13 protein-coding genes are annotated in these 10,529 nt (G+C 66.3%); 8 read left to right on the top strand and 5 right to left on the bottom strand.

The genetic code is table 11. From position 1 onward, the window contains the following. Positions 1–522: biotin--[acetyl-CoA-carboxylase] ligase (locus tag V5A53_RS09525; protein WP_332313371.1), on the top strand; the 522-nt coding region annotated here is incomplete at its 5' end. A gap of 79 nt (positions 523–601) precedes the next feature. On the opposite strand, the gene V5A53_RS09520 is transcribed toward V5A53_RS09525, so the two are convergent. The 5 genes from V5A53_RS09520 to V5A53_RS09500 all read right to left on the bottom strand — a co-directional run bounded on the left by V5A53_RS09520 (position 602) and on the right by V5A53_RS09500 (position 5,782). Further along, a complete protein-coding gene (locus V5A53_RS09520; protein ID WP_332313370.1) occupies positions 602–1,105 on the bottom strand; it encodes a universal stress protein in 504 nt (167 codons plus the stop codon). 84 nt (positions 1,106–1,189) lie between these two features. After that, entirely contained in the window at positions 1,190–2,206 is a 1,017-nt protein-coding gene (locus V5A53_RS09515) for an amidohydrolase family protein (protein WP_332313369.1), read from the bottom strand. 81 nt (positions 2,207–2,287) lie between these two features. Next, the gene (locus V5A53_RS09510; RefSeq protein ID WP_332313368.1) at positions 2,288–3,547 is read right to left on the bottom strand and encodes an HD domain-containing protein; all 1,260 of its coding nucleotides are present in this window, start codon (positions 3,545–3,547) and stop codon (positions 2,288–2,290) included. A gap of 140 nt (positions 3,548–3,687) precedes the next feature. Beyond that, positions 3,688–4,434, bottom strand: a complete 747-nt coding sequence (locus tag V5A53_RS09505; RefSeq protein WP_332313367.1) for a YihY/virulence factor BrkB family protein — start codon at positions 4,432–4,434, stop codon at positions 3,688–3,690. A gap of 196 nt (positions 4,435–4,630) precedes the next feature. Further along, positions 4,631–5,782, bottom strand: coding sequence for an HD domain-containing protein (locus V5A53_RS09500; RefSeq protein ID WP_332313366.1), 1,152 nt, complete (start codon positions 5,780–5,782; stop codon positions 4,631–4,633). Between the two features lie 92 nt (positions 5,783–5,874). Here V5A53_RS09500 and cofD point away from each other — a divergent pair, with 92 nt between their 5' ends. From cofD to V5A53_RS09465, 7 genes are all read left to right on the top strand, one after another. Next, positions 5,875–6,879: a 2-phospho-L-lactate transferase gene (gene cofD, locus V5A53_RS09495; RefSeq protein WP_332313365.1), complete on the top strand. Its 1,005-nt coding sequence runs from the start codon at positions 5,875–5,877 to the stop codon at positions 6,877–6,879. After that, complete coding sequence (locus tag V5A53_RS09490) at positions 6,879–7,658, top strand: tRNA-dihydrouridine synthase (protein WP_332313364.1); 780 nt, start codon at positions 6,879–6,881, stop codon at positions 7,656–7,658. Before cofD ends, V5A53_RS09490 begins: the two co-directional genes overlap by 1 nt. Then, positions 7,651–8,484 carry a triphosphoribosyl-dephospho-CoA synthase gene (locus V5A53_RS09485; RefSeq protein WP_332313363.1) on the top strand — a complete coding sequence of 278 codons (834 nt, stop codon included), beginning with the start codon at positions 7,651–7,653 and terminating at the stop codon, positions 8,482–8,484. The genes V5A53_RS09490 and V5A53_RS09485 overlap by 8 nt, the downstream gene beginning before the upstream one ends. Positions 8,485–8,486: 2 nt before the next feature. Then, positions 8,487–9,086, top strand: a complete 600-nt coding sequence (locus V5A53_RS09480; protein ID WP_332313362.1) for a DUF447 domain-containing protein — start codon at positions 8,487–8,489, stop codon at positions 9,084–9,086. Between the two features lie 83 nt (positions 9,087–9,169). Then, positions 9,170–9,409, top strand: coding sequence for a PLDc N-terminal domain-containing protein (locus V5A53_RS09475; RefSeq protein WP_332313361.1), 240 nt, complete (start codon positions 9,170–9,172; stop codon positions 9,407–9,409). Positions 9,410–9,498: 89 nt separating this feature from the next. Continuing rightward, the gene (locus V5A53_RS09470) at positions 9,499–9,690 is read left to right on the top strand and encodes a 30S ribosomal protein S17e (protein ID WP_332313360.1); all 192 of its coding nucleotides are present in this window, start codon (positions 9,499–9,501) and stop codon (positions 9,688–9,690) included. 117 nt (positions 9,691–9,807) lie between these two features. Continuing rightward, positions 9,808–10,529 (top strand): aspartate-semialdehyde dehydrogenase family protein (locus V5A53_RS09465; RefSeq protein ID WP_332313359.1); only part of this gene is annotated, 722 nt, incomplete at its 3' end.

The raw sequence follows: 10,529 nt of genomic DNA, 5'->3' as shown, positions 1-10,529 counted from the left end.
TTGCCGCCCGCGCAGGTGCCGATCTACACGCTGGCCGCGGCTGTCGCGACCGCCGAGGCGCTTCGGGGCGTCGGCGTCGACGCGGGTATCAAGTGGCCGAACGACGTGCTGGTCGAGGGAAGCGAGGCGAAGATCGTCGGCATCCTCACCGAGATGGAGGGTGAGGCCGACCGCGTTTCGTGGGTCGTCGTCGGGATCGGTATCAACGCGAATATCGACGGGGACGCGGTGCCGCAGGAGGCGACGACGATTCGAGAACAGGTCGGCGACGTCGACCGGGCCGAACTGACGCGGCACCTTCTCGAACGGTTCGACGAACTCCGAAACGACCCCGAATCCGTTCTGCCGGCGTGGCGCGAGCTATCGCTGACGCTGGGCAAGCGGGTTCGCGTCGAGACGCCGGCGGGCGAGGTGGTCGGCGAGGCCGTCGACGTGGAGTTCCCCGGAACGCTCGTGGTCGAAACGGAGGACGGCGAGAAACGCGTTTCGGCGGGCGACTGCGAGCACCTGCGGCCGGTCTGATACGGATCGTTGTAACAGATTACCGGGGGTCGCTCGTACGCCCGGCGTTCGCCGGTAACAGACTAAACGATCCGTATGATCACTCCATCGCTTCGCCGACCGGCGAATCCGGTGTGGGATTCCGGTCGGCCGCTTCCTCGCCCGTCCCGTCGGTCCCGTCGCCGACCCGGACGGTCATCACGGGGACGGGCGCCGAGCGGACGACCCGTTCGGCGACGCTGCCCAACAGGAGGCGGTTGAGGCCGCCCCGGCCGTGAGTGCCCATCACGATGAGGTCACAGCCCTCCTCGCGGGCGTGGTCGACGATCTCTCTGCTCGGTGGTCCCTCACCCAGTGCGGTCACGACGTCGTCGGTGTCGGCGCGGCGCTCGGCGGCCTGCAGGGCGGCTTCCCCCTCGTCGCGAAGCATCGAGGTGACGTTCTCCCAGGAGGTCTCCATCGGAAGGTTGGCGAAACTGGCCGTGTTGACGACGTAGAGGAACTGCACCTCCGCGTCGTGGGAGTCTGCGAGGTTCGAGGCGTGGTCGATAACCCGGTTCATGCCCGCCGACCCGTCCGTCGGGACGAGGATTCGATTGTACATTGTGACCACTACACATGGTTTGTCTGTACGTATACAAACAATTTTCGACCGTTCGAGGGCGGCAGCGAGACAGAAATCGGGGTTTCAGGGTGCGATGACTCGTTTGACGTCGTCGACGCCGGCCCGTCGGACGACGGCGCGGACGGGGTCGTGAGCGCCCGTGAGGTTGTCGGAGTCGCCGTCGAGTACGAGCAGGCGTGCTTCGCGGCCGGGTTCGACGACGCCGCAGTTCAGGTCGGCGATATCGGCGCCGGCTTTCGTCGCCATGCGGAGGACCTCCGGCGCGCTCACGTCGAAGAGTTTCGCGGTGAACTCCATCTCGCGGAACATCGAGGGGCTGTTGAGGAAGACGTTGTCCGTCCCGAGAGCAACGGTCGTCCGCTCAAGCAGGTCCTCGACGGGCGGGAGGCCGACGTCGGTGACGAGGTTCGACCGCGGGCAGACGGCGACCGGGATGTCGTCGTCCTCGACGCGTTCGAGGTGGAGCTTCTGGGCGTGGACCATGTGGACCACGAAGTCCGGGTCGAGGTCGAGGGCGGGATTGATGTCGTGTTGGTCGACCTCGCCGGCGTGGATGGCGAAGGGTTTCTCGCGGCGTCTGGCTTCGTTGCGTTCCGACGTGAAGTCGGCGTCGTTGGCGCCGCTGGCGCCGTAGCCGTCGGCGATGTCGAGTACATCGATCTCCTCGCGGCCGAACACGACGGGGTCGATGTCGACGTGGGCCGCCGCATCGAGCAGGGCGTGGACGCCGTCGACGCCGCCCTCGCGGAACTCGAGGAAGGCGGTGGTGCCGCTTTGGGTCATGAACTCCAGCGACCGGCGCATGGCCCCGACTTTCTCCTCGCGGTCGGCCTCTCGGAGCAGACGGTGTTTCAGCCCATCCGGGGGCGCGACCAGTTCCTCCAGGGAGAGGCCGCGACCGGCCTCCTTGGCGATGGAGTCGCCGATGTGGGTGTGGGCGTTGACGAAGGCCGGACAGATGATGTCGGTCGAGGCGGTTTCGGTCTCTTCGATGCCTTCGATCTCGCCCTCTTCGACGACGACGCGTCCCTCGACGGGTTCGTACTCCTCGCCGGCCAGTATCGTCCCCGACAGTTCCATACTCCGGGCTTGGGGGCGTCTCGGATAAAAACGGGTCGCTACTCGACGGCGCTACTGGTGGGGATACCGGGCATCTCTGGGCTATTCGTCCGCGCCGGGTCCCGCGTCGACGCCGACGTCGGCGCCGAACTCGTCGAGGGTGGTGTGCATGCCGCGCCGGACGTCGACGACCAGCGCTTCCAGGTCGAGACCCAGCACGTCCTCGGTGGCCTGTCCGACCCGTTCGGTGACCGAATCGGGCGCGTAGACGCCCATCCGCCACTGCTCGCGTTGGGCGCGCTGGAGGGCCTTCACGAGCGTCGATTGGCTGGCCAGTTTCCGAACCTCACCGTTGACGACGACGCGACTCGACGACTCCCGCATCGTCGGGCGGGAGGGAATATCGAGGATGACCTCGTCGTGGTCGACCTCAGCGCGGGCGGCGATCTCCCGCTCGTATTCCCGGACCGTCTCGTGGTCGGCGTCGACGATATCGTCCGGCACGTCCCGCAACTCGGCCCAGACGGCCCGCTTGTAGAGGGTCCGGGTGTCGAGCATCTCCGCGAACCCGGCCGTCTCCGGGCAACTTCGCAGTGCGACAGTCAAATCGCGGTCGTCCATCCGCCGGACCTCCTCGGCCGTCGCCGCGTCGGCCTCCAGCAGGCCTTCGGTCGCCCGCCGGAGCATCGCCTTCGAGATGCGGGCGACGTGGTGGTTGTAGACGACGGGGTTCATCAGCGCCCGCGCGAGCAGCAGCGATTCGGCGGTCTGGACGTTGTTCTCCGCCAGCACGAGTTCGCCGTCGACGAAGCGCAACTCTCGGACGAACCGGCCCGTGTCGATGGTGCCGTAGGGGACGCCGGTGTGGTGGGCATCACGGACGAGGTAGTCCATCCGGTCGACGTCGAGTTCGCCCGACACCAGTTGGCCGAACTCGCCGTCGCCGGCCACGAGGTCCGCCACCTTGCCGGGGTCGATGTTATGGAGCGTGAGTACCCGGGCGACGTCGCCCTTTTCGAGCAGGTCCTCGACCTCGTCGTGGAGTTTGCCGGTTCGACGAGCGATGAGGTCCTCGATGTTGTGGCTGAACGGCGAGTGGCCGATATCGTGGAGGATGGCCGCCGCTCGGAGGCGTTCGGCCTGTTTGCCCTCGATACCGAGATTGTCGAGCGCGCGTGTCGCGAGATGGTAGACGCCAAGCGAGTGTTCGAACCGGGTGTGGTTCGCGCTGGGATAGACGAGTTCGGCGGTGCCGAGCTGCTTGATGCGCCGGAGTCGCTGGACGGCGGGCGTATCGAGCAGGTCCTCGGCAACCCCCTCGACCGTGATGTGGTCGTGGACGGAGTCCTTGATGGTTGCCATTATTGCCGGATTCGTCGCCATGGCTTAAAAACCGTCGTCCTATGGCGGGTGTCTTCGGTGGTTTCGGGTCGTTTGGGTGTGCTCCGTGGTCCTTTGGTATTCAACCGAGGTCTCGGTCATCCCTCGCGTCGGTTGGGAATTCAATAGAGCACTGCGTTAACCACGGCGCCGAAAACGAGGATTATACCACTGATATAGAACCACACGAGCAAGAGAAGTATGCCGCCGAGTAATCCATATACTTGGTATTGGCTCGCGATTGCAGCATACATCCCGAACAGTACGTTCAGGAGTATCCAACTGAATGCCGCCACGATCGCTCCGGGTAACGCGTCGACGAAAGAATGCTCGATGGCCGGTAACAGGTAATAAATCGCCCAAAAGACGAATACGAGACCGACGGGTGCTGCCCCCGCACTGACGACTCCGATGAGAGGAATCTCGGGGAGTACTGCGAACAAGACGCTGATACTGATTAGTCCGCTCCCGGCAATCGCGAGCGCGAGAAACAACATCGCGGCGGTCGAAATCTGTGTGAGTGCCGGCGGGGACAGTTCTGTCTCATATATCATCGAGATCGCGATGTCCAGACTCCGGATAAGACGAAACACACTCCAGCCGAACACGAGGATAGCTCCGATAATGACGCCTGTCCGTCCTTCCGTCTGGACGATCGCATCACGAACGGCGTCTTGACTGGCTGGCGTCAGAAATCGTTGAGTCAAAACGACGACTCGCAACGCGAGTTCCTGACCACCGATGGCCGAGGCCGCAATAAACGCAAACAGTAACAGCGGAATCAACGCAGCGAACGCGTAGTAGGCGATGCTCGCGGCCAGAAAGTGTATCTCTTTTGTCCTGGCGAGTTCGAACATCTCCTGGGCCACAGCTACTGCGCGACTAAGGCGAGTATACGCCTGATGAAGCCTTTGTGAAGCCACGTGGAGTGTGCCTATGTGTAAATATATCACCCAACGAAGTGAATCCTTCGTACGACCCAATCGCTCACTATCGTGGCTCTGTATTCCGCACGTCCGCTGAAACGTGTCGTCGTTCGAGGGTTTCGACAAGCCAGGCAGGCGTTCAGGGCAGTCCCAGCACGTCGCTGGCGGCCCGTTCGACCGCTTCCACGTCGTTTTCGGGACAGTAGACGCCGAGCCGCCAGTTGGCCCGTCGAGCGCGACGGAGGGAGCCGACCAGTTCGGATGCCTCTTCGAGCCGCTGGACGACGCCGTTGACGACGACGCGGGAGCGGGATTCCTTGAGAGCGGGCCGGGAGGGGATGTCGACGATGACCGATTCGCGGTCGATACCCGCCTCGTCGGCGATCTCGTTGGCGGCCTGCCGCTCGGCCTCGCGGTCCATCTCCGTGACGGCCTCGGGGACGCGGTCGAGGCCCGCCCAGACGGCGCGCTTGTAAAGCGAGCGGCGCTCGATGCGTGTTCCGAGGTCCGGCACGTCCTCCCGGAGCGCCACGAGCAGATCGTGGTCGGCCATCCGCCGGAACTCCCTGACGGTGCGGCCGGTCTCCAGCAGGCGCTCGGATGCGCGTTCCAGCATGGCGCCAGCGATGCGGGAGACGTGGTGGCGGTAGACGGTGCCGTCCATCAGCGACCGCGCAAGCAGGAGGGATTCGGCGGTGTGGACGTTGTTCTCTGCGAGGACGAGGTGGCCGTCGCGGAACCGGAGCGCCCGCAGGAGGCGGCCGTGGTCGATGGTGCCGTAGGGGACGCCGGTGTGGTGGGCGTCCCGAACGAGGTAGTCCATCCGGTCGACGTCGAGTTCGCCCGAGACGAGTTGGCCGAGTTCGCCCTCCCCGGCAACGAGGGCGGCCACACGGTCCGGATCGAGGTCGTGGGATTCCAGCACCCCCGCGAGGGTCGTCTCGTAGAGCAACTCGCCGATGTCGTCGTGGTCCTGGCCCGTATGCCGGCGGATGACGTCCTCGGTCTGGTGGCCGTAGGGGCCGTGCCCCACGTCGTGTAGGAGGGCGGCGGCCCGAACGTGGGCGGCGCGGTCGCCGTCGATGCCGAGATGCTGGAGGGCCTCGCGGGCGAGGTGGTAGACGCCCAGCGAGTGCTCGAAGCGGGAGTGGGAGGCGGAGGGATAGACCAGTCGGACCGTCGAGAGCTGTTTGATGTGGCGGAGCCGCTGGATGGCGGGGGCGTCGACGAGGTCGACCGCCACGTCGTCCAGCGGTATCCAGTCGTGGACGGAGTCCTTGATGGCGTTCATTGCCGGCCGTTCGGGTGTCGGTGGCAAAAGATGCCCGAAACACCCCCTCGCCTAACGGTCAGATACAAATCCGTCGGCCCGAAAGCCGGGGTATGGTCACGTTCCTCGCCGGCGGGACGGGTACGCCGAAACTCCTCGACGGCGCCGACGAAGTCTTCGCGCCCGCCGAGACGCCGGTCGTCTGCAACACCGGCGACGACGTGGAGTTGGGCGGCCTGCTGGTCTGTCCCGACGTCGATACGACGCTGTTCGCCGAGGGCGATCTGCTGGACCGCGAGACGTGGTGGGGCATCGCCGACGACACTACCGAGACGCACGAGGAACTGCACGCACTCGCCGAATCGGCTGGCCTCGACCCCGGCCCGCGCTATCTCCCCGACGAGGCCCAGACGAGTGGCCGCGATATCACCCGTTGGCGGCGCTTTTCGGGGGTTGCGGAGTTCATGGAACTGGGCGACCACGACCGCGCAGTTCACATCACCCGAACCGGCCTGCTGGACGAGGGCCACACACTCACCGAAGTCACCGATATCCTCTGTGATGGCTTGGATATCGACCGACCCGTCCTCCCGATGAGCGACGACCCCGTCGCCTCCATCATCCACACCGACGAGGGGCCGATGCACTTCCAGGAGTTCTGGGTCCACCGCCGCGCTGACCCGGCAATCGAGGCCGTGGAGTTCCGCGGCGCCGAGACGGCCGAACCGACCGACGCGGTTCTCGATGTGCTCGATGCGCCGGTCGTTATCGGCCCCTCGAACCCCATCACCAGTCTCGGGCCGATGCTGGCGATGGACGCGTTTCGCGAGGCGCTGGAATCGACGCCCGTCGTCGCCGTCTCGCCGTTCGTCGAGGACCGAGTGTTCTCCGGCCCGGCCGGGAACCTGATGGAGGCGACGGGCTACGAGGCATCGACGGCGGGTGTCGCCGAGGCCTATCCCTTCGCCGATGCGTTCGTTCTGGACGGGGACGACAGCACCGACCTCGACCGGCCGGTCGTCCGCACCGACACCGAACTCGGAAAGCCCGAGGACGGCGAGCGCGTCTGTCGGGCCGTCGACGAGGCGCTCGCTCTCGCGGGCGCGGAGGTGTCGTGATGTTCGAGCCGCGCCTCGCAATCGCTTCGCTGTCGGGCGAATCCGATGCCGAGTGGGCGACGCAGGTGGCGCCCCATATCGGCTGTGCCTTCCTCGGCGGTATCGCCCTTGACTCGGCGACCCGCGATGCGGCCCGCGAGATGGTCGACCGGGACCGAACCGAGTTCCTGCCCGACGACCCGATCGATTTCATCGACGAGCAACTCGCGGCGCTCGACGACGCCGACATGCGGGCGGGCTTCAACGTCCGAAGTGCGACGCTTGAGCCGATCGCGAAGGCGGCCGAAACCTGCGCGAATCACGACGCCCTCCTCGAGATAAACGCCCACTGCCGGCAAGAGGAGATGTGCGCCGTGGGTGCGGGCCAATCGCTCCTGTGCGATGGCGACCGACTCTGCGAGCAGGTGACGACGGCCGCCGGCGCCGGCGCGGACGTGAGCGTCAAGATCCGTACGGAAGTCGAGGGCGTGGACCTGCCGTCGCTGGCCCGGCGCCTGGCGGATACGGGCGCCGACGCGCTCCACGTCGACGCGATGGACAGCGAACCCGTCGTCAGGGAGGTGGCCGAGGCGGCACCCGACGCCTTCCTCGTCGCCAACAACGGCGTTCGGGACCGGGCGACCGCCCACGAGTATCTGGAGTACGGCGCCGACGCGGTATCGGTCGGTCGGCCCTCGGATAACCCGACCGTCCTCCGTCGCGTGCGTGAGGCGGTCGACGAATGGTTCGCGGCGACCGGTGGCGCCGAGTCGAGATCGGAGGTATCACCCGATGCGTAACCCTGCCGAGAACGCCCAGTTGGCGCTCTTGCTGGAGGTGTCGGGTACGCCGAAACCGGGCAACGTCGACCGCCACCGGGATTACGACGATCTCCGATTCGAACACTTCATGGCTGGTGCGGTCGGGTCGCTGTCGGGCCTGCGGATGGCCGCCGACGGCGACCGCATCGGCCGGGCCTTCGAGCGCGGCGTCGCCGGCATGAGCGACCAGTCCGGCGGCAACACCCAGTTCGGCGCTTTGCTGATGCTCACGCCGCTGGTCCGGGCAGCCGCAAGCGACCGACTCTCGCCCGCGGGCACGAGCGAAGTCGTCGAAGGGACGACGGTCGCCGATGCCTGCGATTTCTATCGCGCCTTCGACCACGTCGAGGTGGCCGTCGACGAGCCGCCCGAGGACATGGACGCCCTCGACGTCCGGCGCGGTAGCGACGCGGTGCCGGCGCTTCGAGAGCGGGAGCTGACCCTCTACGACGTGATGGCGCAGTCCGCGGACCGCGACGGCGTGGCCGCCGAGTGGACGTCGGGCTTCGAGCGGAGTTTCGAGGCAGCCGAGTGGCTGCGCTCCGACGACGGCCCCGTTTATAAGCGCGCATCTCGGGTTTTCCTCCGCCTCCTCGCCGACGAGCCAGACACCTTCGTCGTCACGCGAAACGGCGAGACGGCGGCCGCCGAGGCGACCGACCGCGCCCAAGCGGTACTGGACGGCGCGGAGGACGCCGAGGCGCTCGCCGAGGCGTTCGTCGAGCGCGATATCAACCCGGGGACGACGGCCGACCTGACGGCCGCCGCGCTGTTCATCGCCCTGGAGCAAGGGCTGGAGGTGTGAGGATGGGCGAAGGGGACGGCGACGCCGACTGGCCCGTCGACCTCTCGGGCGTGACCGAATCCGTCGTGACGACGCTGGGCCCGAACGACCGCTGGAACGTCGCGGCACTCGGGGTTTTCGCGCCCGAAGACGAAAACGGCGACGACCCGGCAACCGCGACGACGTGGGGTCGAACACGGACGTGGCGTAACTTCGACGAGCGCGGGGCGGGCTACGTGCAGTTCACACGCGACCCGGTCGACTTCGTCGACGCGGCCTGCTCGGTTCGGGAGGAAGACGAGCCGGTTCTCGATTCGGCTGACGCGTGGACCCACGTCGAGGTCCGGGAGGTCGATTCGGGCGAGCGCGGCGGCACCCAGTGGGTCAAGTGGGAACTCCGGCCGGTCGAGTCGGCCGTCGAGCGGCGAGTCGTCCCGACGACGAACCGGGGCTACTACGCTGTCATCGAGGCAACCGTCGCCGTCTCGCGCCTCGACGTGCCCGAATACGACACCGACGAACTGCTGGCCCGCATCGACTACTTCGAGAGCGTGGTCGACCGCTGCGGCGGCGAGCGCGAGCAGCAGGCGTTCGAGCGATTACGCGAGTACGCCGACCTGTAACTGGACGAGCGGTAGTTAAGTCCGTGCGAAACGCCGGCAATCGTCGGGAAATTATTTATCGGTCGCGTGCGGGAGTAAGGTGTATGCCCTCCATGATTCCACTCCAGTCCGCCGGCGGCGCCGCCGTGCTCTGGTTGTTGTTCATGCTCATCTTCTTGGCGATGGTCGTCTGGACCTACTCGGACGCCAAGCAGAACAGTAGTCATCCGGCCTTCCTGTGGGCCATCGTGGTGTTTCTGGCGCCACTGCTCGGTATCGTCCTCTACCTCCTGCTCGGTCGCGACCAGCAGGGCGGCGGTCGGGGCGGCCGACAGACGGTCTAAGGCGGTCTGCCGTGCGGTGCGACACCACGGACCCGTCGGCGGCCCTTTCGAACCTTTTTTGAAGTACACAGCAGTAGGGAGGCATACCAATGGCCATCAAACCCGCCTACGTCAAAAAGACCGGAACGCTGCTCATGGAACGATACCCGAACGCCTTCGGTGACGACTTCGAGCACAACAAGGACGTCGTCGACGAGCTGACGAACGTCGAATCCAAGGGCGTCCGTAACCGTATCGCCGGGTACGTCACCCGAAAGATGCGCTCGCCGCAGACGGCGTAGTCGGGTTTGTCTTCTCTCGCTTTCGCCGCCGCGTAGCCACGGCGCCGTCCGTCGACCCCCACGGCCACTCTTGGTGCTTTCCAAACCGTTTTCCTCCCGCTCATCGTAGCGCCAGCAATGTCCATTCGCGTAGGTATCCTCGGCGCGACCGGCGCCGTCGGACAACGCCTCATCCAACTGCTCGAACCGCATCCCGACTTCGAGATCGCCGCACTCACCGCCTCGCCGGCCAGTGCGGGCCGCTCCTACCGTGACGCCTCGAAGTGGCGCGTCGATACCCCCATCCCGGAATCGGTCGCGGAGACGACCGTCGTCGAGACCGACCCCGACGAGGTGCCGAACGATATCCCGCTTTTGTTCTCGTCGCTGCCGTCCAGCATCGGCGCGGAGGTCGAACCCGCGTTCGTCGAGGAGGGTTACGTCGTCTCCTCGAACTCCTCGAACGGCCGCATGGACGAGGACATCCCCCTGACCATCCCGGAGGTCAACCCCGAACACCTCGGCCTCATCGAGGTCCAGCGCGACGAGCGCGGCTGGGACGGCGCCCTCATCAAGAACCCCAACTGCTCGACGATCACGATGGTGCCGACCCTCGCGGCGCTGGACGGCTTCGGCCTCCAGCAGGTCCGCGTCTCCACCCTGCAGGCCGTCTCCGGCGCCGGCTACTCCGGCGTCACCTCGATGGAGATCCTCGATAACGTCCTGCCGCACATCGGCGGCGAGGCCCAGAAGATGGAATCGGAGTCCCTGAAATTGCTCGGTGCCTTCGACGGCGCCGAGGTCAGCCTCCACCCGGCCGACGTCTCCGCATCCTGCAACCGCGTGCCGACCCTCGACGG

The sequence above is a fragment of the Natronomonas sp. genome, assembly GCF_036625485.1.
Taxonomy (GTDB): Archaea; Halobacteriota; Halobacteria; order Halobacteriales; family Haloarculaceae; genus Natronomonas.
Note: the sequence above shows the minus strand (reverse complement) of the source record. Positions and strands in the feature narration are given on the sequence as shown.